The sequence below is a fragment of the Nocardiopsis sp. iso_40 genome (assembly GCF_056173285.1).
In genome coordinates this window covers 3,872,777-3,892,891 of record NZ_CM149666.1, presented here as the reverse complement: position 1 = coordinate 3,892,891, position 20,115 = coordinate 3,872,777, and the positions used below count along the sequence as shown (strand labels likewise).

Sequence of the window (20,115 nt, the reverse complement as noted above, 5' to 3'; positions counted from 1 at the left end):
CGGGGCCCGTGTCCGCACGGGTCCCCGCGTGTGGGCGGCACGGCTCGCGGACGGTCAGCCCAGGCGCCGGATGTCGCCGCGGACGCGGTAGAAACCGCCGCCGCTGGACGTGAGGACCTCGCCCACGACGTAGCGGGCGCCCGGACGCCGGATGTCCTTGGGGAACTGCACCCTCAGGGACGGGTCGAACCCCTCGGACACCACGCGCACGCGCAGCCGCCCGCCCTCGTCCACGCACTCCACGACGACCCCGTCGGCGACCTCGCCCGCGCGGACGGTCTCCAACTCGGTTGCGGGGGTGACCGCGTCCCAGGCCGGAGCCTTCACACTCACCGGGTCGGGTACGCTGCCCCGCTCCGCGGAGACGATCGCGGACTCCGTGGCGTCGATGCAGGCCAGGGAACCGTCAGTGGTGACGATGTAGAGCCGGTCCTGGTGGAACTGCATCGAGTAGGCCGACCCGCACCCCGTCGCCAGCTTCCACAGGCGGCGTCCGTCCCGGGCGAAGCAGTAGACCGAGGAGTGGCTGTCACCGGCGAAGACGTACCGCCCGTCCGGTGAGGCCGCGCAGGAGAAGACCGCTCCGTCACAGCGGTAGGTGGACCGGTGCTCGCCGCCCTTGCTGATGCGGTCGACGGAGTTGCGGGAGGTGGCGGCGAAGACCTCGTCGCCCTCCTGCCAGCCGAACAGCACCGCGCCGCTGGTCGGGACCGACCAGCGCTCGTCCCCGGTGCGCGCGTCGTACATGGTCACGCCCCGGGAGTGGCCGTGGTAGACCCCCGCCTCGTCGTGGCGGACCATCCACGCGGAACTGCCCGCGCTGCGCCGTGACCACTGGAACTCGTCCTCGTGGTCGATCACGGTGACCCTGCCGGCGACGTCGGACACCCCCAGGACGCCGTCGTGGATGTCCAGCCAGTAGATGTCGACGTCCTCGGCGATCTCGTACGCCACGTGCGGGATCTTGGCGCCCAGGTCGTAGACCTTGCCGTCGTCGCAGCCCGCGTAGATCCAGAAGTCGTCGGCCACGATGCACTTGACGCCGTCCGGCAGACCGTAACGTGCGGTGACGGTGCCCTCGTGCGAGAGGGTGTACACGTTCCCCTGCTCGTTTCCGACCCAGCAGCGCTCGTCGTCGACGAAGATGCCGAAGGCGGGGCTGCCCGAGCGGAACCGCCACAGCACCGGCGCCTGGCGGGCGGTCGAGCGCTGGCTGACGATCGTCCGCCTGGTCACGGCGCGCCGTTGGCGCACCCCGGCCACCGCGGGGGCGTACCCCTTGCGCATCTTCTCGGCGATCTTCTTCGCCGCCGTCGCCTCGGCCTTGGCGACCGTGGCGTGGCTCGCGGTGCGCGACTGGCCGCTCTCCCCGATACGCCCGTACCGGATGGTGACGTCGGTGCCGTCGATCCTGACCTCGTAGAACTTGTGCGCGCCGCCGCCCTCCTCCGACAGTTCCAGGTAGGTGTGGGGGCTGGTTGTGCTGGGGGCCATGGAGCTTACCCTTCGGTGGTCGTGTGCCTGGCGCACGCCGGGGAAACGGACGCCGGACAGGGGAGACGGGGGACGCCACCGGCCCGGAGGCCGTGTCGACTGGTTCCGAAACTATCGGCGGGCACCGACAATCGGGCGCTCCGCAGACCCGCCCCGCCGCCGCGGGGACCCCGTTCCCGCTCCGGTCCCGCCCCGACCGTGCCGGTCACAGGCTCGTGGGCATCGGCCCGCCGTTCCACCGCACCGCGTCCGACAGGGCCCGAGCCGGGTCCAACGGCTCCCCGACGAGGTCGGCCCGGGCGCGGTGGAGGTTCATGACGATCCGCTCGGCGTCCGCCCAGCCGCCGAACTCGCCCAGGTCGGCGGTGAGCGCGTACTCCAGGGGCGGGCGTCCCTCGCGCACGGCCTCCTCGGCGGCCTCGAGGACGAACCGGTAGTACCGCTCGTGCGCGGTCAGGACCCCGTCCAGCTCGGCACCGGTGAGAAGCGGCCCGTGGCCGGGCACCACGTGCTCGGGGCCGAAGGAGCGAACCCACTCCAGGGAGCGCAGCGCTCCGTCGAGTGAGCCCGTCAGCACCAGCGGGGTCAGCCCGTGGAAGAGCAGGTCGCCGGTGAACAGCACGCGTTCCTCGGGCAGCCAGGCGACCACGTCGCCGGGGGTGTGCGCGGTGTAGCCGGGGTGGCGCAGGTCGACGCGGCGCCCGCCCAGGTGGAGCGTGAGTTCGCGGTCGAGGGTGAGGGAGGGGAGCCTGCGGGTGACCTCGCCCCACTCGGGGAGGGGATCCCAGACCGTGGGCGGGTTCTCCAGGAGGGGGTCCTCGCTGAGCGCCTCGCGCATGGCGGTGTGGCCGATCAGCGCGGTGGAGTCGGGGAGCAGGCTGTTGCCGTAGGTGTGGTCGCCGTGCTGGTGGGTGTTGACCGCCCACCTGAGGGGCGCCCCGGCCGTGGCGGCGGCGAGCGCGTCCAGGAAACGCCGGGTACGGGTTTCGGTGGCGCAGGTGTCCACCACGAGCAGCCCGTCGTCCCCCGCCACGGCGCCCGCGTTGTTGACCCACCAGGTGCCGTCGGGCTGCACCCAGGCGTACACGCCCTCGACGATCTCGCTCAGATTCCCGGCGTCCGGCCCGGTCAGCGCGGTCTGTCCCATGCGAGGCCCCTTCGGCTGGTGCTCGTTGCGCCCTGTGGCGGCAGCAGCGTATCCCGCCGCCGGGCAGGGAGGGGGCGCTCCGCCCGAACCCGCCGGGGCGGGCGGCACCGGGCTGTGGAAAACCGGGTCCGTGCCGGTACGAGGTGCTAACGTCCCGAACATGGACGCCCCCCGATACCTCACCGTTCTCCGCGAGAGCGGGACACTGTTGGCCGACGCGGCCCAGGACAGACCGCACGCCCACGTACCCACCTGCCCCGAGTGGAACGTCAACGACCTGGTCTGGCACGTCGGCGAGACCCACCACTTCTGGCGGTCCATCGCCTCCGGCGCGGTCAGGGACCCCGACGACGGGTACGTGCGGCCGGAGCGGCCCGGGGACGAGGACCTGCTGCGCTGGTACCGGGACGGCCTGGCAGAGACCCTCACCGTGCTCACCGGGGTCGATCCGGCCGAACCGCGCTGGACCTGGGCGCCGCAGAAGGACGCCGCCTTCATTCACAGGCGCATGGCGCAGGAGACCGCCGTGCACGCCTGGGACCTGCTCAACGCGGTCGGCAGGGCCGGGCCCCTGCCCGCTGACGTGGCCGCTGACGGGGTGGACGAGTTCCTCAGCTTCTTCCTGGGGCTGCGGGATGCCCTCGGACTGCCGACGGAGCCGGTGAGGCCGGCGGGTTCGATCCTGCTGAGCGCCACCGACACCGGCCACGCGTGGACGGTCGACCACACCGGGGAGCACTGGCGGGTCCGCCGCGAAGCCTACCGGTCCAGTTCCGCGGTCCAGGCCACCGCCTCGGAACTCCTGCTCGCCCTGTGGCGGCGGACCGGCACCGAGACCCTCGAGATCACCGGCAACGAGCCCTCCTTCGACCGCCTCCTGGCCGCGGCCGAAACCGGGTAGCCGGGGAGGTCCCGGAGGCTGTCCTCAGCCGTCGAGGAGGTCCCCGACGGTTCGGACGAAGGACTCGGGGCCGTCCGTCCACGGGGGACCCTCCGGTGCCGGACCCGGTCAGCCCACGACCAGTTCCCGGCCCAGGGCGTCCCGCCACGCCTCGGGAACCCTGCCCGGGAAGCGCACCCGCTCGGCCCCGGCGAAGCCCGCCAGGTCCGTCAGCGCCGCGGCCACCGCCGGGGCGGCCCCGGTCAGATCCTCCGCGCTCTGCGTGCCCTCCTCCGCGAACACGCCCTCCGCGTTCAGCGTGCGCGTCCGGCGGTCCATCCGGAGCGCGGCCCGGCCCACCAGGCGGTCGCCGTGCAGGACGGGCAGCACGTAGTAGCCGTACTCGCGCCTGGCCCTGGGCACGTACATCTCGTTGCGGAAGGCGAACCCCCACAGCAGTTCCGTGCGCTCCCGGTCGCACAGCAGGTTGTCGAAGGGCGACAGCAGGGCCGTGCGCGGCTCCCACTCCCCGGACTCCACCCGCTCCAGGTCGGGCAGGGCGTCGCTGTGCACGTACCAGGGGTCGTCCGGCCGGGTGCCCGCCACCCGTACCCGCAGGACCCGGCCCCGCTCCACCAGCTCGGCGAGCACCCCGTCCAGCCCCGGGTAGCGGTCGCGCAGGAAGTGCCGTTCGATGTCCCGGGCCCGGCCCGCCCCCAGGGCCAGCAGCGCCAGCTCGGCGGCACGGGCCACCACCTCGGCCTCGGGGAGCTCGACCTGTTCCATCCCCTCCGGCAGACACCGTTCGGCCAGGTCCCAGTGGCGGCGGCGCCCCTCACGCCCGGCCACCATCACCCGCCCCTGGGTCCACAGCACGTCGAGCATCCGTTCCACGTTGCGCCCGGCGGTCCACCCGGACGACTCCCAGGGCACCGCGGCCAGGTCCTCGAACCCGTCGGTGGGCTGCGGCCCCCTCTCGGCGAGCCGCTGGAGGATGTGTTCGCGCAGCACACCGTTGGCCTCGATCCAGGCCGTCAGGCGTCTGCCGTGGTCCGAGGCCCCGCGCGGGTAGCGCCGCATCATGAGGTGGTGCAGCGCGTGGTCCTCGGTCAGGACGACGGAGGCCGCGTGCGCCCAGTAGTCGAAGAGCCACCGCTCCTCCCACCGCAGCCGGTCCAGGTCGGCCCGGTCGAAGGCACCTACCCGGCTCCACAGGACCAGCTCGTGACTGGGGGCGACCACGCCCACGGGGTCGAGTTGGAGGCAGCGCAGGGCCCGCAGCACCTCGCGCAGTCCGTCCGTGGTGGGGGACGGCGGCGGCCCGGCGAGCCGTTGGCGGACCAGGGCCAGGCGGCGCACGGCCCGCCGGTCGAGTTCGGCCGCCGGACAGGCGGCGGGCCCCGGGGACGGGAGGGGGGAGGTCAAGGGGGCTCCTCACAGGTCGTGGGCGGGGGCGTCCGGCACCGCGCCGGAGACGACACCGCGCGAAAATACCCTGCCGTACCGACAGAACGGGTGCTAGCGTCACAGCCATGCGGGACAGGCCTGTTGACCTCGACGAACACTCGATCCAGGACGCGCTGACGGAATGGGGCATCCACACGGCGGCCCTGGCGCACCTCCCTCTGGGGTTCGGCGACCACCACTGGAGTACCACCGACACCTCCGGTCGGCGCTGGTTCCTCACCCTCGCCGACCTGGAGCACAAACCGTTCCTCGGTGCCGACCCGGACGCGGTCCTGCGCAACCTGGGCCTGGCCATGGACACCGCGGCCCGCCTGCACGACGAGGGCGGACTCGGGTTCGTGGTGGCTCCGCTGCGCTCCGTCCGCGGCGCCACCGTCCTACGGGTCGGCGACCGCCACGCGCTCAGCGTCTTCCCGTACACGCGGGGCACGCCCGGCCACTTCGGTCAGACCCTCGAACCCGAGCAGCGCGCCCGGGTCCTGGAAGCCCTCGCCCGCCTGCACGGGCGCACCCCGCCGGACACCGTCCGGGCCGCACCGCCGGACCTGGCCGGGGCCGACCGCCTGGCCGAGCTGGCCGCGGACCCGGAGAAGATCGGTGACCAGGGCCCCTTCGCGGAGCTCACCGCCGAGCTGCTCGCCGAGCACGGCGCCGTCCTGCTGGGCCGTCTGGAGGAGTTCGGCCGCCGTGCCGCCGAGGCCGACGGGGCCCGCGTGGTCACCACCCACGGCGAACCGCACCCCGGGAACCTGCTGTGGCGCGAGGCGGGGCCGCTGTTCGTGGACTGGGACACCGTCGGGCTCGCCGTTCCCGAACGCGACCTGTGGCTGGTCGGTGACGACCCCGAGGACCTCGCCCGTTACACCGAGGCCGCCGGACACACACCCGACCCCGCCCTGCTCGCCCTGTACCGGCTGCGCTGGGACCTGCAGGACGTGGTGGAGTTCGTCGACTGGTTCGCCGCTCCGCACCGGCGCGGAGCCGACACCGAGCAGGCGTGGCGGGACCTCGGCGCGATCCTCGCCGGGCTGGGCCGCTGACCACGGCCGCGGTACCCGCACCGGGCGGCCCCCGGCCGTCGCCCCCCCGGCTGCGGTTCAGCCGTTGGCCGCCGCGGGCACGAACACCTTCAGTGCGGCCGGACGTTTGCGGAACACCACCGTCGGCGCTCCCTCCATGACCTCGCCGTCCACCGCCAGCAACCGGGGCTCGTCCGGGATGGCCAGGGTCAGCGACTCGGTGAGCCGCTCGGTGTAGCCCGCGCCGGACAGCGCCCGGCCCAGCAGCACGTCCGCCAGGGCCCGCAGCCGGGGGAACGGCGTTCGTGCGCACAGCACCCGCACGTCCAACTGCCTGTCGTCCAGGTTCTCCCGCAGCCCCGGCATCCGCGCGTGCGTCCGGTACCGGCAGTTGCCCACGAACGCCCACCACACCTTGGCCGGGCTCCCGTCCACCAGCGCCGGGGTCGGCTGGACCTCACGCAGGTCCCGCCAGAGAGCCAGGGCGAAGGCGGGCCACTTGCCGATCCGGTCGGCCCACCGGTCGCGCCGTTCCACCATGCGCGGGTACGAACCGAAGGAGGACGTGTTGAGGAAGACGCGTCCGTCCACCTCGCCCACGTCCACCCGGGCCAGGCGGCGGCCGGCGAAGGCGCGCAACGAGGTCTCCACCGAGGTCAGCCCGAGGGTGCGGGCGAAGTTGTTCAGGGTGCCGTCCGGCAGCACCAGCAGCGGCCGGTCGTGGGCCAGCGCGGCCGTTGCCCCGGCGTTGACGGTTCCGTCGCCGCCGGCCACCGCGAGCACCTCGCAGTCGCGTGCGGCCCTGTCCATCACCTCGGCCACGTCGTCGTCGGCGGACATCGGCACGATCCTCGCCCGGGGCAGCCGGCGGGCCACCCGGGCGGTCGTGTCGGCGGTGCTCAGGGCGGGCACCGTGTTGTCGCCTCCGCGGGGGTTGATCACCACGGTCACCCCGACGCCCTCGGGGTCCTCCGGAGCCTCGCCCGCGGGGACGGTGTTCGCCCCGAAGACGAGCTCTGGCCGGGGCGGGACGAGGGCGCGGGCCAGCAGGGCCGAGCCGACCCCCAGGGCCGCTCCGCCGAGTATGTCGCCCGGGTAGTGGACTCCGCTGTGCACGCGGGAGAAGCCCACCATGCCCGCGATCGCCGACACCAGGACGGACAGCGGGAGCGGCGCGTCCGCCATGACGCCGCCCGCGTAGCCGGTCGCGGCGGCGGTGTGACCGGAGGGGAAGGAGGAACTGGGGTAGGTGCGGTAGGGGGAGCGGGCCTCCGGTACCGCCGAACTGTCCGGTCGGGACCGCTGCGCCAGGTACTTGACCGCGGTGGCGCCGAGGTTGGCGGCCCCGGCGGCGAGGATCGCCCGCAGCGCGGTGCGGCGCAGCCGCGGGCCGCCGGTGACCGAGAGCGTGGCCGAGACCAGGACCCACGGCGCCATGTTGTCGGTGCCCTGAACGAACTTCGGTGTGAAACCGTCCAGGACGGGTGTGCCCACCCGGGTGATCCGGTCGTAGACACGTTTGTCGATCCGCTGGAGTCGCTGGAGCAGTCGCATGGGGCTCAGCCTGGTACCCGGGGCGCGGATTGTCCATAGGCGGGCTCCGTCACCCGGGCCACACCGGGCCGCCCCACGCCGCCGCCCTCGGCGTTGGCAGCCGCGTCGTGCACGGGGCCCGGGGGCCGACAGGGCCGCGGGCTCCGCGAACAGCTCGTGAGGGACCGCTCATCGCGGGCACGGGTCGGGGGCGACGACTGGGGAAGAGCCGTCGCCCCCGCACCGCGTTCCGGCTGTGTCCCGTACGCGCCCCGGGACACCCGCCGATTCCTTTTAGGTTAGCCTGCCCTTGTTTCGCTTGCGGTGGTTTTCCCGCTTTTCCCTCACCCCGGGAGGGTCCCGATACGGACCTCCGTCCAGGAACCGGTCGACACCGCCTTCCCCGCCCACCCGCCCCGCCGGCAGCACCCGGAGGGCCGACGACGAACCCGGCCCGGAGCCCGGGGCGGGCGCCCTACCCTCCTCCGCAGCCCCGGATCGCTTACTGGTGGCCGGTTTCGGCCCTGGAGGCGAGGTTTCGGAGGGGCCCCGGAAGAGTAGGTTCCGGGCGTTCCCCTAGGAAAGGCACCCATGGCCACCACCGAGACCCCCGACCCCATCCACGTCGTGGTCCTGCACTCCGAGCAGCCGCTCACCGCCGACCCCGCCGAGGCCCACCCCGGCTGCCGGGTCACCGTGCTCACCGACGCTGCCCCCACCGAGGTGAGCGAGGAGGTGGAGCCCCCGGACGTGGTGTCCATGCCGCGCTCGGAGTGGGCCGACCAGCTCGCCCGGTGGGCTCGGGGCGGGCGGATCGACGTGGTGACCGGGGACCGGGCCTGTCGGCAGGTGTGCGCCGAGCTCCGTTCCGGGCTCGGTCTGGCTCCGGGCCCCACCACCGCCCCCGCCGACCTCTGACCCGCCGGTCCCGGGACGGCGGCCCCGGCTGGTCCCCCCGCCCCTCCCGCGCGCCGCGGCCGACCGCGTACGGCACGGACCGCGAGGAGGCCGCCGACAGGCCGCGCCGGCATCCCCCTCGCATTCCGTGAATCTTTTCTGCCAGCCACCAATCCGCGCCGCTGCCTGCTCCGAATCCCTCGCGTCACCCACACACCGGTTTCGCGAGAGGACGCATGAGCACACACATCCCCGGGCGTCGCAGGGTCGCGGTCATCGGCGGCGGCGTCTCCGGGCTGACCGCGGCGCACGTCCTGCACCGCCACGACGACGTGACCCTGTTCGAGGCCGACGACCGCCCCGGCGGGCACGCCCACACCCACTCCCTGACCGGCCCCGACGGCGTGGAACTGGGTGTGGACAGCGGCTTCATCGTGCACAACCGCCGCACGTACCCGAACCTCCTCCGGCTCTTCGACGAGTTGGGCGTGACCACCCGGCCCACCGAGATGAGCCTGTCGGTGAGCTGCGCGGGCTGCGGGCTGGAGTACGCGGGCGCGCGAGGGCTCCGGGCCCTGTGGCCGGGCCGCGCCCGGCACGGCGCCGCCTACCTGCGCATGCTCGCCGACATCCCCCGCTTCCACCGGGCCGCCCGCCGCCTGCTCGGCACCGCCCGGGCCGTGGACCCCCGCGGGACCGCGGTCGGCCCCACCCTCGGAGCCTTCGTCGAGCGGCACGGGTTCTCCCCCTACTTCACCGCCCACTTCCTCCAGCCCCTGGTCTCCGCGGTGTGGTCCTGCCCGGCGGGCACCGCCCTGGACTACCCCGCCCGCCACCTGTTCACCTTCCTGGATCACCACGGCATGCTCGGGATCTGGGGGTCGCCGCGCTGGCGCACCGTGGAGGGCGGCTCGCGCGCCTACGTGGAGCGCGTGGTCAAGAACCTGCACTCGGTGCGCCTGGGCACCCCCGTGCTGGGCCTCTCCCGAACCGGAGACGGGGTACGGCTGCGCACCGCCACCGAGGACCTGGAGTTCGACGCCGCCGTGGTCGCCACCCACGCCGACCAGGCCCTCGCCCTCCTCGACGCGCCCACCCCGGAGGAGGCCGAGGTGCTGGGCGCCTTCACCTACTCCCGCAACCGCACCCTGCTGCACACCGACACCTCGGTCCTTCCCGCCGACCGCGACACCTGGGCCTCCTGGAACCACCGCCTGTCCTCCTGCGACCCGGACCGCGCCCCGGTCCGGGTCAGCTACCACATGAACCGCCTCCAGGGGCTGCCCGGGAGCACCGACTACGTGGTCACCCTCAACGCCGACGACCACGTGGACCCCGACCGGGTGATCGCCGCCATGGACTACGCCCACCCCGTCTTCACTCCGGAGTCGGTCGCCGCGCAGCGCCGCCTGCGCGACCTCGACGGGCCCACCCTCGCCTTCGCCGGGGCCCACCACGGCTGGGGCTTCCACGAGGACGGCTGCCGGGCCGGGGTCGAGGCGGCCGCGGCCCTGGGGAGGCAGTGGTGACCACCGCCCGGGAACGGGGTGCGGCCGCCCGCGCGGCGCCGCCGGTACCGGTGACACCCGCGCTGTACGAGGCGACCGTGCGGCACGTGCGCGTCGAACCCCTGCGCCACGCCTTCGCGCACCGCACCCACTACTGGCTGATCGACCTCGACCACCCGCCCCGGCTCCCGTGGCCGCTGCGGTTCCTGGCCGGGTTCCACCCCGCCGACCACGGCGACGGCCGGGCCGCGACCCTGCGCTCCGACCTCGACGCCTACCTGCGCGCGCACGGCGTCACCCCGAACGGCGGCCGGATCCTGATGCTCGCGCACCCGCGGGTACTCGGATACGTCTTCAACCCGCTCACCGTCTACTGGTGCCACCACCCCGACGGATCCCCGCTCGCGGTGGTCGCCGAGGTGCACAACACCTACGGCGGCCGACACCGTTACCTCCTCCACCCGGACGAGCGGGGCCGCGCCGCCGTGGCCAAGGCCCTGTACGTGTCCCCCTTCAACGCTGTCGACGGCCACTACCGGCTCAGCCTGCCCGAACCGGGGGAACGGCTGGCCCTGACCGTCGCCCTCCACCGCGGCGGGCGGCCGCCCTTCACCGCCTCCGTGCACGGCCGCCGCCGACCCGCCACGGCCGCCCGGCTGCTGGGCCTGTCCCTGCGCCAACCGCTGGCCCCCCTCGTGAACGCGGTCCGCATCCGCGTCCACGGGGTCTGGTTGTACCTGCGCGGCCTCCCCGTACAGGCACGGCCCGGGCCGTCCGCGTGCCCCGGCGGTCCGCCCGCACGATCCGGACCATCCACCGACGGCTCCTGAGGACACACCGGGTGCGGTCGCACCCGGGAGAGCCCCGACCCCTTCCGAACCACGAGGAACACGACCATGACGACCACCAACCCGAACCCGCCCGGGACCGTCGACCCGCACCGCTGGCCCGACGTGGCCCGGGTCCCGTCCGGGAGACTGCGCACCGCCGTGGCCCGCGGCCTCGTCGCCCGCGCCGTCCCCGCGGTCGGCATCCGCCTGCACACGGGCCCCCAGTCCCCGCCCGCCGGGGACGGAGCCCCGGTCCTGTGGCTGCGCGACCCCGACGCCTTCCACGCCCGCCTCGCCCACGACGGCCTCATCGGGTTCGGGGAGTCGTACATGGCGGGGGAGTGGGACTCACCCGACCCGGTGGCCGTGCTCACCCGTTTCGCCGAGCACTACGAGGAGCTCGTCCCCAGGCCGCTGCAGCCCCTGCGCCACCTCACGCTGCCGCGCAGACCCCCCTCCGACCGCAACACCCGTTCCGGGGCCCGCCGCCACATCAGCCACCACTACGACCTCTCCAACGACCTCTTCGCGCTCTTCCTGGACCGCACCATGACCTACTCGTCGGCGCTGTTCACCGACGGGGACCCGCGCGACCCTCAGGGGCTGGCCCGCGCCCAGGAGCGCAAGGTCGACCGGCTCCTGGACGCCGCCGCGGTCACCGACGGCACCCGCCTGCTGGAGATCGGCACCGGCTGGGGGGAGCTGGCCGTGCGCGCCGCCCGGCGCGGCGCCCGCGTCACCTCCATCACCCTGTCCGCCGAACAGCGCGACCTCGCCCGCGAACGGGTGGCGGCCGAGGGGTTGTCCGACCTGGTCACCGTGGACCTGTGCGACTACCGGGACGCCACCGGCTCCTACGACTCCGTGGTGAGCTGCGAGATGATCGAGGCGGTCGGCGAACGCTACTGGCCCGCCTACTTCACCGCTCTGGACAGGCTGGTCCGCCCCGGCGGCAGGGTCGCCCTGCAGAGCATCACCATGGAGCACCGGATGATGCGGGCCTCCCGCACCTCCTACACCTGGATGCACAAGTACGTGTTCCCCGGCGGACTCATCCCCTCGGTCACCGCAGTCCGCGAACAGCTCGCAGCCCGCACCGGCCTGCGGATCACCGACCGCCTCGCCTTCGGCCACGACTACGCCGACACCCTGCGCGTGTGGCGGGAGAGCTTCACCGGTGCCGCGGACCGGGTTCGGGCCCTGGGCTTCGACGACACCTTCCGCCGGATGTGGAACTTCTACCTGTCCTACTGCGAGGCCGGTTTCCGGTCCGGGATCATCGACGTCGAGCAGATCACCATGGAGCGTGCCGCATGAGCACCACGACCCGCCGCCCCCGGGGCGCCGCCCACCTCATCGGCCCCCTGGCCGCCGCCTTCCTCAACGGTGTGCTGCCGGTCCGGCTGCGCGCCTGGGACGGCAGCGAGACCGGCCCCGCGGACGCCCCGCGCGTGACCGTCCGCGACCGCGACGCCCTCCGGCACATCCTGGCCCGGCCCGGGGAGCTGGGCCTGTCCCGCGCCTACGTCACCGGCGGGATCGAGGTCGGGGGCGACCTCACCGAGGCGCTGCGCCGGGTGTGGGCGTCGGTCCGCGAACACGGCACGTCCCTGCCCGGGCCGCGCACCTGGGCGCGGATCGCCCACGTCGCCCTGGTCCTGGGCGTGGTCGGCCCGCCGCCGCCCCCGCCGACGGCCGAGGCCCGGACCGGCGGACGGCTGCACTCCAGGCAGCGCGACGCCGCCGCGATCTCGCACCACTACGACGCCGGCAACGACCTCTACGAACTCCTCCTCGACGAGACCATGGCCTACTCCTGCGCCCTGTGGGACGAGGACGACCCCGACCAGAGCCTGGCCGAGGCCCAGCGCGCCAAACTCGACCTGGTCTGCGACAAGCTCGGCCTGACCAAGGGCGACCGGCTCCTCGACGTGGGCTGCGGCTGGGGTTCGCTCACCCTGCACGCCGCCCGGTGGTACGGGGCGCGGGTCGCCGCGGTGACCCTGTCCGAACGCCAACGCGACCACGTGCACCGGCGCGCGGAGGAGGAAGGGCTCGACCAGCTCGTGGACGTGCGCCTTCTGCATCACCGCGACATCGAGCCCGACACCTTCGGGCCCGGGCCCTTCGACGCCGTCGCCGCCGTGGAGATGGGCGAGCACGTGGGCCGGGACACCTACGCGCCCTTCGCCCGCCAGCTCCACGACCTGCTGGCCCCCGGCGGGTCCCTGCTGGTCCAGCAGATGTCCCGGCGCGGCGCCCACCCCGGCGGCGGCCCGTTCATCGAACGCTACGTCGCCCCGGACATGCACATGCGCCCGCTCGGCGAGACCGTCGGCCTGCTGGAGGAGGCGGGCCTGGAGGTGCGCGGAGTGCAGGCCCTGCGCGAGCACTACGTGCGCACCGCCCGCGCCTGGTCGGACACGCTGGAGCGCCGTTTCGACGAGCTGGTCTCCCTGGCCGGGCCGCAGGCCGCCCGGATGTGGCGGCTCTACCTCGCCGGGGGAGCACTCGCCTTCGAGGAGGGCCGTATGGGCGTGGACCAGATCCTCGCCCGCCGCCCGGGCCCGGCGGAGGTGGACGAGTGAGCACGACCACCGCCCTCCTGCTCAACCTCGGCCTCACCGCCGCCGTGCTGGGGGCCCTCATGCTCGCCGCCTTCGCCGTCGGGGTGCGCCTGGGCAGGCACAGCGTCGTGGACGTCGCCTGGGGCCTGGCCTTCGCCGCGGTCGCGGTGACCACCGCGTCCTTCGCCACCGCCACCGGGTTCGGCGACCCCGTCCGGAACTGGCTGCTGTGCGTCCTCACCGCGGTGTGGGGGCTGCGTCTGGCCACCCACATCGGTCTGCGCAGCCGGGGCAAGGGGGAGGACCCCCGCTACGAGCGGTTCCTCGCCGACGCCCCCGGCAACCCGAACCTGTACGCGCTGCGCGTGGTCTACCTGCTCCAGGGCGCCCTGGTCCTGCTGGTCTCACTCCCGATCCAGGTGGCCGCCTTCACCGCGGGGCCCCTGGGCTGGGCGGCCTTCCTCGGCGCATCGCTCTGGCTGGTTGGGATGGTCTTCGAGAGCGTCGGCGACGCCCAGCTCGCCCGGTTCAAGGCCGACCCCGCCAACAGGGGGAAGATCATGGACCGGGGCCTGTGGTCCTGGACCCGGCACCCGAACTACTTCGGCGACGCCTGCGTCTGGTGGGGGCTCTTCCTCGTCGCGGCCGGCTCCTGGTGGGTACTGCTCACCCTGCCCGCGCCCCTGGTGATGACCTACCTGCTCACCAGGGGCTCAGGGCAGCGGCTGCTCGACGAGCACATGTCGGGGCGTCCCGGCTGGGCGGAGTACGCGGCCAGGACCAGCGCCTTCCTCCCCCTGCCGCCGAAGAGGCCCGCCCGGGGGGCGTAGGGGCTCCGGGGCGCGGGGGGCGGACCGGGCCGGGGGAGGGGACCCTTTCCCGGCCCGGCCGTGGCCATGCCGTGGTCACACCGGGGGGAACAGCCTCACACCGAGGGGACCTGGCCGCCGTCGACCCTGACCACCGAGCCGTTCACGTAGGCGGCCTGCCGACTGGCCAGGAACGCGGCCACCGCGCCGTACTCCTCGGGGTCGCCGTAGCGGCCCGCCGGGATGGACCCGCGGGCCTGCTCCCGGACCTGTTCCAGGGGCAGGCCCGAACGCTCGGCGCGGGCCCGGTCCAGTGACTCCACCCGCGGGGTGGCGATCCGGCCCGGCACGATCACGTTGGCCGTCACCCCGTCGGCGGCCACCTCGTTGGCCACCGTCTTGGACCAGGAGTGCAGCGAGGCGCGCAGCGTGTTGGACACCCCCAGGTTCGGAATGGGTGCGATCGGGCCCGACGAGGTGCTCGTGATGATCCGGCCCCAACCGCGCTCGCGCATTCCGCCGACCACGGCGTCGGTCAGCCTGATCACCGGCAGCACCATCGCCGCGTACATGTCCTGCCACAGCCCGGAGCGCTGGCCCAGCGCCGTGGTGGGCGGCGGTCCGCCGGTGTTGTTGACCAGGATGTCCACCGGGCCCAGCTCGTCGACGACCCGGGAGACCACCTCGCCCGCGCGGCCGTGCTCGGCCAGGTCCCAGGAGACTCCGACGGCGTCCGCGCCGTGCGCGCGGCAGGCCGCCACGGCCGCGTCCAGACGCTCCTCGTCGCGCCCGGTCACCGCCACCCGGACACCCTCCGCGGCCAGCGCGACCGCCACCGCCCGGCCCAGTCCGGAGGTGGCCGCGGTCACCAGGGCGACCTTGCCGGCGATTCCCAGATCCATGTCACTCCTCAGGCTTTCCAGCAGTGCTCACGGCATCCTGGCAGGCCGCCGGGTATCGGGCCAGCCGGGTCGGGTTCAGGAGGCGCCCCGGGAACGGTCGGCCCCGTCCTGCTGCCGCCTGCTGTGGCGGGCGACCCGGACCCGGGTCCCGCAGCCCTTGGAACACCATTCCCGACGGGGGTGGGTGCGCAGGTAGAAGAGGACGCAGCCGGGGGCGGGGCAGGCGCGGAGCTGTTCCAGCCGGGGCCCGGTGAGCAGGTCCACGGCGGCACGGGCGACCCGGGCCAGCACGGCGGAGGGGGTGTCCGGGGCGTCGGTGCGGTGGAGCGCGGGGCCGTATCCGGCGGGCGGGAGTTCGACGGTGTCCCGGTGGGACCGGGACGCGGTGTTGACGGCGGCCGTGTCCGCGGGGTCCGCCTCCGCATCGGCCGCCGCGGCGGCGACCACCCGGCGCAGGGGTTCGCGCAGGTCGGTGAAGGCGGCGAGCGCGGCTCGGCCCGCGGGGTCGTCGAGGACCGGATCGGGGCCGAGCGGGCCCAGGACCTCGGCCTGTGCGGCGATCCAGTCGGCCAGGTCGGCGGGGGTGGTGAGCGCGTCCACCAACTGTCCGCGCAGTCCGCCGCGGATGAACACGGTGTTCACCAGGTCCAGCGCCGGGTGCTCGCCGAGCACCGGCATGTCCCGCACCCTTGCTGAGATGCCCATCACCTAACGGTACCGAAGCTTGTGTGTCGTTAGGACGTTTGGGAGACTTCCCCGTGCCAACAGCTAACGCACTTTGCTTGATTTATGCGTTAGTAACACCGAGTCAGGGACGGCAGGACCATGACCACACCCTTCACGACGACCGCTGACGCACGTCCGGCGCCGACCAGCCGGATCAGCTCACTCCTGGCCGGGCGCGCCCCGGAACCGGTCGGGCCGCGCGCGGTCGCCGTCGGTACCGCTACCAGCGTGGCCGCACTCCTCGCCCTGGCCGCCGGGGCGGTGGCGTTCGGCGTGCCCCTGCTCATTCCGCCGCTCGCCGCCAGCATGGCCCTGGTCGCGGGCGCCCCGGCCCTGCCGCTGGCCCAGCCCCGCAGTGTGGTGGGCGGACAGCTGCTGTCCGCCCTGACCGGTTTCGCGGTCCTGCTCGTGGCCGACCCCGGAATCTGGGCCGCCGCGGTCGCGGGAGGACTGGCCCTGGGGGTCATGACCCTGGCCCGCACCCCGCACTCGCCGGCCGCCGCGACCGCCTTGATCGTCGCCCTGCAGGCGCCTCCGTTCTGGTCCTTCATGGGCCTCCTCGCGGTGGCGGCCTCGGTGCTGGTCCTGGTCGGCCTGGTCGGCAACCGGGTCTCCGCCCGCCCCTACCCCGTCTACTGGTGGTGAGCGGACTGTCCCGGCGCCGCGCGTCCTCGCGGCGTCATACGGGGGCGGTCCGCTGGTGCCACTCCCGGCTGATCCGCTCCCGGTGGGCGGCCAGACGTGAGGTGCGGTTCACCGTCAGGGCCCCCACGATCCGCGGTCCCCGGTGGTAGGCCACCTCCATCCGTGAGCGGACCGGGTCGTGTTCGCGGACCTCGGCGCGGTCGGCGAGCTGGGGCAGTCCCACCGAACGGATCCGCAGACCGAACTGGTCGGACCAGAAGGAGGGCACGGTGTCGCGTGCCGGGCCCTGCTGTCCGAGCAGCGCGGCGGCGACCGGGTCGGCCCGGTCGACCGCCTCGCTCCAGTGACCGATGCCCAGATGCGCGGGGGACCCGTCGCCGGGCAGGGGATGCGGCGGGGACGCGGCGTCACCCAGCACCACGATGTCCGGTGTCGGGCGGCCGTCGGCCTCCAGGGCCCTGCCGCGGTGGTCGCAGGAGACTCCGCCGGAGGTCCCCTCGTTCAGGCGCAGCCCCGAATCCCGGAGCCAGTCGGTGTTCGGACGTGCGCCCAGGGCCAGCAGCACCGTCCGGGCCGCCACCCGGGTCCCGTCGGAAAGCAGTGCCCCCTCCAGTGCCTGCCGGCCGAGGAAACCCGTCACCGTCGTGCCGAGCCTCAGGTCGACTCCGGCCGCCTTCTGAACATCCGCGAGCACCGATCCCACCACGGAGCCGACCGCCCGTTCCATGGGCTGGCGTGCCGCGTCCACCAGGGTCACGGGCAGGTCCAGGGCCCGGGCGGCGGAGGCGACCTCGGAGCCGAGGAAGCCGGCGCCGACCACCAGGAGCGGTCCGCCCTCCGTCAGCGCCCGGCGCAGGGCCAGTGCGTCCTCCCGGCCGCGCAGTGTGTGGACACCCGAGCCGGGCGGCGTCCCGGGGCCGGGCCAGGGACGGGCAGCGGCTCCGGTGGCGATCACCAGGCCGTCGTAGCCCAGGACTGTGTCGTCATCCAGGAGCAGACGGCGCCCGACCCGGTCCAGGGCGACCGCCCGGCGGCCCAGCCGCCACCGGGCGTCCAGACCCGCCGGTATCGGCAGGTCCGTGTCGGAGGCGGCACGTCGACCGGTCAGCACGGCCTTGGACAGACCGGGCCGGTCGTAGGGGCCGTGGGGTTCGTCGCCCACCACGGTGAGGCCTCCGGTGAACCCGCGCTCGCGCAGGGCGGTCGAGGCGCGGAGCCCGGCCAGCCCGGCCCCCACCACGACCACCGATCCCGGGCCGTTCATCCTGTGCCCCCGTCCAGTGCGACGGCGCGGACCGGGCAGCTGAGGACGGCCTGTTCGACCGCCGCACGTCGGCCGGGACCGGGGGAGGGCTCGTACACCAGCTCCTCCTCGTCGTCGAAGGCGAAGACGTCGGGCGCGGCGAAGACACACTGGCCGTGGCTCTCGCACAGCGCCATGTCCACGTGGACCTTCATCGGGGGAATCCTCTCGGTGCGACCGGCGTGACCGGCGGGTTGAACTTCGAGTAGCGGGGGCCTTCGGGGGCGAGCAGGCCCCCGGAGGACACCGAGACCACGCGGCCGACGGAGAACTCGACCGTTCGGTTCTCGGGCTCCTCCCCCCAGAGCACGCGGGCGGTGCCGGTGATCTGGAGCAGGCCGCCGCGCTCCCAGTCCGGGATCAGAAGGCCCGCACGCGGGTTCAGCCACAGGTTGCCCAGGGTGGTGAACATGGCGTTGCCCGTGTAGTCGGCCCAGCTGAGCAGGGTGGGGGAGTGCGCTCGCAGGAACCCCGGGTGCCCGCCCCGGTGGTTGGCGTCGGCGTCGCCGGAGTCGTTGGCGGTGGCGACGAAGAAGGTGTCGGAGCGGTCGATCAGGTCCGCGTGGGCGCCGGTGAGCCGGTCGCCCCAGACGGCGGTGCGATCCCCGGCCGGGGCTGGGACCGGGGTCCGTTTCTGGATGTACTTGGGGCAGTTGGCGAAGACCTGAGCGGTCCTGAGGCGCAGTCCGCTCGCGCCCGGGGCCGGGTGCGGTGTGGTCGTTCCGTTGATCCGCATGCGCCGTCGGGTGCCCGGTTCGATCGCCAGGGCGCCGCTCCGCGCGGGACCGCCGCCGAGTACGCCGGCCAGGGGGTCGCCGGGGCCGGGCAGGGCGGCGATGTCGAGTGTGCGCGCGTCGTGGGCGCGCAGGAAGCCGGCCGGTCCGGTGAGCAGGGAGCACCACACGTCGCCCCGGGTGTCGGCCGCTCCCAGGACGAACCACCGCTGGGTGGCGAGGAAGTCCGCCGCGATGCCGGGGATCCCCTCGTGGATGGCCCTCCCGGAAGAGGCGGCCTGGTCGGTGAGGGAGGCTCTGCGCTGAACCGCGATCTCCCCCGGGTGGTAGCTGGCCATTCCGTTCTCCCTCTTGGGAACGGGTGTGGCGCCCGCGCGGGGCACCGCGCCCGTCCGGAGCGGTTCGGTCGGTGGGAACTGTCTGTTGGATCCGGAATCAGGCCGGATCTAGAAGAAGCCGCAGGTGGGGGCGGCGGTCGGGGCTTTGGTGCCTTCGGCGCCCGAGGGCGCGTAGATCTCCAGCCGGACCCCGTCCGGGTCGTGGAAGAAGATCCCGCCGGAGGCGGCCCCCTCGCCGTGCGGGACCACGCCGTCGTGGGCGAACTCCACGGCGGCCTCCAACAGTGCGGCCTCGGCCCGGCGGACCTCCTCCACCGTGTCGACCTGGAAGGACAGGTGGTGGAGTCCGGCGGTGTCCTTGCGGAAGCCCTCGCTGCTCTGCTGCCACAGGGTGAGCAGGAGTGTTCCGTCGCGGCCGAGGAAGGCGTACTCGCGGCCCTGTTCCCGGCTCTGGCCCATGACCTCGAAGCCGAGGACGCGTGAGTAGAAGTCGAGTGAGCGTTCGAGGTCGGTGACGTTGAGGCCGACGTGGCCGGTGGTCAGTCGGGAAGGCGTCATGGCATGCCCTGTCTCTCGGAGGTGGCCACCCGTGCGGTGGTAACCGTTCAATGTGACTTTAAGGGTTAGGCAAGAGAAGAGTCAACTACTCAAGTACATTTGAAGGGTTAGGAGTCGGGTTCTTGGTAGGCTCCCCGGCACCCGGGTGATCCGGCCGGGGGAACGAGCAGCCAGGACGACCTGCGGGGGAGGGCCGATGACGGCGAGGGAAGAGGTTCGGCCACGACCCCTCACGGGGGAGCCGGTCGCCGTGGACCTGCTCAACACCCGCTGGGTCGACGGCGGCGAGTCCTTCGACCTGCTCGACTCCACCGACGGACTGCGGCAGTGGTTGGACGAGGCCGGGCTGGCCGAACGCTTCACCGCCGACCCCGAGACCCTCGCCCACCTGCTGGACGTCCGCGACACGCTCGACCGGCTCTTTCGAGACCTCCGGGACCCCGTGGCCACGGCCGAACTCAACGCCGCCCTCGCCCACGGCAGCGTGCGCCGCCTCCTGCGCGACGCGGCCCCCGACTCCACCGTGGAGTTCGACCAGCCGGCCCGGGGCCCGGCCTGGCTCGCCGCCGCGAACCTCCTCGACCTGCTCGAACGCCCCGACCGCCTCCGAGGCTGCGCCAACCCCGACTGCGTCCTGCACTTCTTCGACACGTCCAAGAACGGCACCCGCCGCTGGTGCTCCATGGCGGGCTGCGGCAACCGAGCGAAGGCCGCCCGGCACCACGCCCGGGAACGGGCGGGCCGGACGGCCTGAGACG

20 protein-coding genes are annotated in these 20,115 nt (G+C 73.9%); 10 read left to right on the top strand and 10 right to left on the bottom strand.

From position 1 onward, the window contains the following. Window positions 1-54: 54 nt before the first annotated feature. Together AC0VYD_RS17055 and AC0VYD_RS17050 are read right to left on the bottom strand one after the other, a co-directional pair. On the bottom strand, window positions 55-1,494 hold the full coding sequence (locus AC0VYD_RS17055) for a WGR domain-containing protein (RefSeq protein ID WP_475476512.1): 1,440 nt from the start codon (window positions 1,492-1,494) through the stop codon (window positions 55-57). Between the two features lie 205 nt (window positions 1,495-1,699). Then, window positions 1,700-2,641: an MBL fold metallo-hydrolase gene (locus AC0VYD_RS17050; RefSeq protein WP_475476511.1), complete on the bottom strand. Its 942-nt coding sequence runs from the start codon at window positions 2,639-2,641 to the stop codon at window positions 1,700-1,702. Between the two features lie 160 nt (window positions 2,642-2,801). On the opposite strand from AC0VYD_RS17050, the gene AC0VYD_RS17045 reads away from it, so the two are divergent. Next, the gene (locus tag AC0VYD_RS17045) at window positions 2,802-3,542 is read left to right on the top strand and encodes a maleylpyruvate isomerase family mycothiol-dependent enzyme (RefSeq protein WP_475476510.1); all 741 of its coding nucleotides are present in this window, start codon (window positions 2,802-2,804) and stop codon (window positions 3,540-3,542) included. Window positions 3,543-3,650: 108 nt separating this feature from the next. Here the strand turns inward: AC0VYD_RS17045 and AC0VYD_RS17040 are convergent, their stop codons facing one another. Beyond that, window positions 3,651-4,946, bottom strand: coding sequence for a winged helix-turn-helix domain-containing protein (locus tag AC0VYD_RS17040; protein ID WP_475476509.1), 1,296 nt, complete (start codon window positions 4,944-4,946; stop codon window positions 3,651-3,653). Window positions 4,947-5,053: 107 nt separating this feature from the next. Between AC0VYD_RS17040 and AC0VYD_RS17035 the strand changes: the two genes are divergently transcribed. Continuing rightward, window positions 5,054-6,028 carry a phosphotransferase gene (locus AC0VYD_RS17035; protein ID WP_475476508.1) on the top strand — a complete coding sequence of 325 codons (975 nt, stop codon included), beginning with the start codon at window positions 5,054-5,056 and terminating at the stop codon, window positions 6,026-6,028. 57 nt (window positions 6,029-6,085) lie between these two features. Here the strand turns inward: AC0VYD_RS17035 and AC0VYD_RS17030 are convergent, their stop codons facing one another. Then, window positions 6,086-7,561 carry a diacylglycerol kinase family protein gene (locus AC0VYD_RS17030; RefSeq protein WP_475476507.1) on the bottom strand — a complete coding sequence of 492 codons (1,476 nt, stop codon included), beginning with the start codon at window positions 7,559-7,561 and terminating at the stop codon, window positions 6,086-6,088. Window positions 7,562-8,131: 570 nt separating this feature from the next. Here AC0VYD_RS17030 and AC0VYD_RS17025 point away from each other — a divergent pair. From AC0VYD_RS17025 to AC0VYD_RS17000, 6 genes are all read left to right on the top strand, one after another. Beyond that, window positions 8,132-8,458: a hypothetical protein gene (locus AC0VYD_RS17025; protein WP_475476506.1), complete on the top strand. Its 327-nt coding sequence runs from the start codon at window positions 8,132-8,134 to the stop codon at window positions 8,456-8,458. Between the two features lie 215 nt (window positions 8,459-8,673). Next, window positions 8,674-9,966 carry an NAD(P)/FAD-dependent oxidoreductase gene (locus AC0VYD_RS17020; protein WP_475476505.1) on the top strand — a complete coding sequence of 431 codons (1,293 nt, stop codon included), beginning with the start codon at window positions 8,674-8,676 and terminating at the stop codon, window positions 9,964-9,966. Then, window positions 9,963-10,775 (top strand): DUF1365 domain-containing protein, encoded by an 813-nt coding sequence (locus tag AC0VYD_RS17015; protein WP_475476504.1) that lies wholly within the window; start codon window positions 9,963-9,965, stop codon window positions 10,773-10,775. The genes AC0VYD_RS17020 and AC0VYD_RS17015 overlap by 4 nt, the downstream gene beginning before the upstream one ends. A gap of 66 nt (window positions 10,776-10,841) precedes the next feature. Beyond that, the gene (locus AC0VYD_RS17010) at window positions 10,842-12,092 is read left to right on the top strand and encodes a class I SAM-dependent methyltransferase (RefSeq protein WP_475476503.1); all 1,251 of its coding nucleotides are present in this window, start codon (window positions 10,842-10,844) and stop codon (window positions 12,090-12,092) included. Continuing rightward, window positions 12,089-13,363 carry a class I SAM-dependent methyltransferase gene (locus tag AC0VYD_RS17005; protein ID WP_475476502.1) on the top strand — a complete coding sequence of 425 codons (1,275 nt, stop codon included), beginning with the start codon at window positions 12,089-12,091 and terminating at the stop codon, window positions 13,361-13,363. The genes AC0VYD_RS17010 and AC0VYD_RS17005 overlap by 4 nt, the downstream gene beginning before the upstream one ends. Window positions 13,364-13,422: 59 nt before the next feature. Further along, entirely contained in the window at window positions 13,423-14,172 is a 750-nt protein-coding gene (locus AC0VYD_RS17000; protein ID WP_475480288.1) for a DUF1295 domain-containing protein, read from the top strand. Window positions 14,173-14,267: 95 nt separating this feature from the next. Here AC0VYD_RS17000 and AC0VYD_RS16995 read toward each other — a convergent pair whose 3' ends face one another. Both AC0VYD_RS16995 and AC0VYD_RS16990 read right to left on the bottom strand, forming a co-directional pair. Then, window positions 14,268-15,053 (bottom strand): SDR family oxidoreductase, encoded by a 786-nt coding sequence (locus AC0VYD_RS16995; protein ID WP_475476501.1) that lies wholly within the window; start codon window positions 15,051-15,053, stop codon window positions 14,268-14,270. Between the two features lie 75 nt (window positions 15,054-15,128). Beyond that, the gene (locus AC0VYD_RS16990; RefSeq protein WP_475476500.1) at window positions 15,129-15,731 is read right to left on the bottom strand and encodes a CGNR zinc finger domain-containing protein; all 603 of its coding nucleotides are present in this window, start codon (window positions 15,729-15,731) and stop codon (window positions 15,129-15,131) included. 147 nt (window positions 15,732-15,878) lie between these two features. Here AC0VYD_RS16990 and AC0VYD_RS16985 point away from each other — a divergent pair, with 147 nt between their 5' ends. Beyond that, window positions 15,879-16,424: an HPP family protein gene (locus tag AC0VYD_RS16985; RefSeq protein ID WP_475476499.1), complete on the top strand. Its 546-nt coding sequence runs from the start codon at window positions 15,879-15,881 to the stop codon at window positions 16,422-16,424. Between the two features lie 34 nt (window positions 16,425-16,458). On the opposite strand, the gene AC0VYD_RS16980 is transcribed toward AC0VYD_RS16985, so the two are convergent. The 4 genes from AC0VYD_RS16980 to AC0VYD_RS16965 all read right to left on the bottom strand — a co-directional run bounded on the left by AC0VYD_RS16980 (window position 16,459) and on the right by AC0VYD_RS16965 (window position 19,357). Then, window positions 16,459-17,688: an NAD(P)/FAD-dependent oxidoreductase gene (locus tag AC0VYD_RS16980; RefSeq protein WP_475476498.1), complete on the bottom strand. Its 1,230-nt coding sequence runs from the start codon at window positions 17,686-17,688 to the stop codon at window positions 16,459-16,461. Further along, complete coding sequence (locus AC0VYD_RS16975; RefSeq protein ID WP_452541958.1) at window positions 17,685-17,882, bottom strand: ferredoxin; 198 nt, start codon at window positions 17,880-17,882, stop codon at window positions 17,685-17,687. The genes AC0VYD_RS16980 and AC0VYD_RS16975 overlap by 4 nt, the downstream gene beginning before the upstream one ends. Further along, window positions 17,879-18,799: a pyridoxamine 5'-phosphate oxidase family protein gene (locus tag AC0VYD_RS16970; protein WP_475476497.1), complete on the bottom strand. Its 921-nt coding sequence runs from the start codon at window positions 18,797-18,799 to the stop codon at window positions 17,879-17,881. Before AC0VYD_RS16970 ends, AC0VYD_RS16975 begins: the two co-directional genes overlap by 4 nt. Before the next feature lie 108 nt (window positions 18,800-18,907). Then, the gene (locus AC0VYD_RS16965) at window positions 18,908-19,357 is read right to left on the bottom strand and encodes a VOC family protein (RefSeq protein ID WP_452541962.1); all 450 of its coding nucleotides are present in this window, start codon (window positions 19,355-19,357) and stop codon (window positions 18,908-18,910) included. A 196-nt stretch (window positions 19,358-19,553) separates the two neighbouring features. On the opposite strand from AC0VYD_RS16965, the gene AC0VYD_RS16960 reads away from it, so the two are divergent. After that, window positions 19,554-20,111: a CGNR zinc finger domain-containing protein gene (locus tag AC0VYD_RS16960; RefSeq protein ID WP_475476496.1), complete on the top strand. Its 558-nt coding sequence runs from the start codon at window positions 19,554-19,556 to the stop codon at window positions 20,109-20,111. The last annotated feature ends 4 nt before the right edge of the window (window positions 20,112-20,115 follow it).

What these genes read in the sequence shown, in the direction of transcription:
- AC0VYD_RS17055 (WP_475476512.1), bottom strand. Translation starts at nt 1,494, where the DNA reads ATGGCCCCCAGCACAACCAGCCCCCACACCTACCTGGAACTGTCGGAG.
- AC0VYD_RS17050 (WP_475476511.1), bottom strand. Translation starts at nt 2,641, where the DNA reads ATGGGACAGACCGCGCTGACCGGGCCGGACGCCGGGAATCTGAGCGAG.
- AC0VYD_RS17045 (WP_475476510.1), top strand. Translation starts at nt 2,802, where the DNA reads ATGGACGCCCCCCGATACCTCACCGTTCTCCGCGAGAGCGGGACACTG.
- AC0VYD_RS17035 (WP_475476508.1), top strand. Translation starts at nt 5,054, where the DNA reads ATGCGGGACAGGCCTGTTGACCTCGACGAACACTCGATCCAGGACGCG.
- AC0VYD_RS17030 (WP_475476507.1), bottom strand. Translation starts at nt 7,561, where the DNA reads ATGCGACTGCTCCAGCGACTCCAGCGGATCGACAAACGTGTCTACGAC.
- AC0VYD_RS17025 (WP_475476506.1), top strand. Translation starts at nt 8,132, where the DNA reads ATGGCCACCACCGAGACCCCCGACCCCATCCACGTCGTGGTCCTGCAC.
- AC0VYD_RS17020 (WP_475476505.1), top strand. Translation starts at nt 8,674, where the DNA reads ATGAGCACACACATCCCCGGGCGTCGCAGGGTCGCGGTCATCGGCGGC.
- AC0VYD_RS17010 (WP_475476503.1), top strand. Translation starts at nt 10,842, where the DNA reads ATGACGACCACCAACCCGAACCCGCCCGGGACCGTCGACCCGCACCGC.
- AC0VYD_RS17005 (WP_475476502.1), top strand. Translation starts at nt 12,089, where the DNA reads ATGAGCACCACGACCCGCCGCCCCCGGGGCGCCGCCCACCTCATCGGC.
- AC0VYD_RS17000 (WP_475480288.1), top strand. Translation starts at nt 13,423, where the DNA reads ATGCTCGCCGCCTTCGCCGTCGGGGTGCGCCTGGGCAGGCACAGCGTC.
- AC0VYD_RS16995 (WP_475476501.1), bottom strand. Translation starts at nt 15,053, where the DNA reads ATGGATCTGGGAATCGCCGGCAAGGTCGCCCTGGTGACCGCGGCCACC.
- AC0VYD_RS16990 (WP_475476500.1), bottom strand. Translation starts at nt 15,731, where the DNA reads ATGCCGGTGCTCGGCGAGCACCCGGCGCTGGACCTGGTGAACACCGTG.
- AC0VYD_RS16985 (WP_475476499.1), top strand. Translation starts at nt 15,879, where the DNA reads ATGACCACACCCTTCACGACGACCGCTGACGCACGTCCGGCGCCGACC.
- AC0VYD_RS16980 (WP_475476498.1), bottom strand. Translation starts at nt 17,688, where the DNA reads ATGAACGGCCCGGGATCGGTGGTCGTGGTGGGGGCCGGGCTGGCCGGG.
- AC0VYD_RS16975 (WP_452541958.1), bottom strand. Translation starts at nt 17,882, where the DNA reads ATGAAGGTCCACGTGGACATGGCGCTGTGCGAGAGCCACGGCCAGTGT.
- AC0VYD_RS16970 (WP_475476497.1), bottom strand. Translation starts at nt 18,799, where the DNA reads ATGGCCAGCTACCACCCGGGGGAGATCGCGGTTCAGCGCAGAGCCTCC.
- AC0VYD_RS16965 (WP_452541962.1), bottom strand. Translation starts at nt 19,357, where the DNA reads ATGACGCCTTCCCGACTGACCACCGGCCACGTCGGCCTCAACGTCACC.
- AC0VYD_RS16960 (WP_475476496.1), top strand. Translation starts at nt 19,554, where the DNA reads ATGACGGCGAGGGAAGAGGTTCGGCCACGACCCCTCACGGGGGAGCCG.